Source organism: Ruegeria sp. HKCCD9138 (assembly GCF_057220975.1).
Genome location: NZ_JBWVAZ010000029.1, coordinates 1 through 1,219, shown reverse-complemented (window position 1 = coordinate 1,219; position 1,219 = coordinate 1). Strand labels below are relative to the sequence as shown.

Sequence of the window (1,219 nt, the reverse complement as noted above, 5' to 3'; positions counted from 1 at the left end):
TGTGAGCCTCCCCAACTGAACTGGTCCACCGTTATGTTTAGGAAACGGAGGACCAAGAATGGCAAACAAGAGACCGAAGCCCGAAGAGATTGTCTCTAAGTTACGGCGGGTTGAAGTTCTGATGGGGCAAGGGATGTCCCGTCTTGATGCGATCAGACAGATTGGCGTTGTTGAACAAACCTATTACCGCTGGCGAAAGAAGTACGGCGGAATGGGTGTAGATCAGTTGAAAGAACTGAAGCGGCTTCAGAAAGAGAACGAGCGGCTGAGACGCGCGGTTTCAGATCTGACGTTGGACAAACTGATCCTCACGGAGGCGGCCAAGGGAAACTACTGAGCCCCGCTCGTCGTCGCGCCTGCATCAGCCATGTACGCAACCAGCTGAACGTTTCCGAGAGACGCGCCTGCCGCGTGCTTGGACAACACCGGTCCACGCAACGGCGTGTCCCGCAAGGTCGCGCAGACGAAGACCGATTGGTGGCCGACATGATCGAGCTGACCCGTCAATACGGCCGATATGGCTATCGCAGGATCGCTGTACTGCTGAGAGAGGCTGGATGGTCTGTCAGCGATGGGCGGATTGAACGGCTTTGGCGACGAGAGGGGCTGAAAGTGCCAGTGAAACAACCAAAGAAAGGACGGCTCTGGCTGAACGATGGCTCGTGTGTTCGGCTGAGGCCGGAGTATCGCAATCATGTATGGAGCTATGACTTCGTTCATTGTCGAACCGATGATGGCAAAGCTTTTCGGACGCTGAACATCCTTGATGAGCACAGTCGAGAGTGCCTGGCGATCAGAGTGAAGCGCAAGCTGAACTCGGTCGATGTGATCGATGCCCTGACGGATCTGTTCATACTGCGGGGTGCACCCCGCTTCATACGATCAGACAATGGGCCAGAATTTATCGCCCAGGCCGTCCGAGACTGGATTGCCGCAGTTGGCGCCCAGACGGCTTACATTGAACCTGGGAGCCCGTGGGAGAACGGATACTGTGAAAGTTTCAATGGAAGGTTCAGGGATGAGCTACTCAACGGTGAAGTCTTCTACAGCCTACGCGAAGCACAAATCCTGATCGAACAATGGAGGAGACACTACAACACAAAGCGGCCCCACAGTGCACTGGGCTATCGCCCGCCAGCACCTGAAACCATGATCCCAATGGATTACAGGCCGACGATGCACTAACAATCAATTTGGACCAGTCAGATGAGGCTGCTCA

General features: G+C 55.0%; 1 protein-coding gene. It reads left to right on the top strand.

Features of this window, described 5'->3' with window-relative positions:
* Positions 1 to 58: 58 nt before the first annotated feature.
* Positions 59 to 1,185 (top strand): IS3 family transposase gene (locus AC2TEL_RS21615; RefSeq protein WP_480906897.1). Its coding sequence is split into 2 segments (ribosomal slippage): positions 59 to 323 and positions 323 to 1,185, totalling 1,128 coding nucleotides; the frame shifts between segments, so codons are not numbered across the junction.
* Positions 1,186 to 1,219 lie beyond the last annotated feature (34 nt).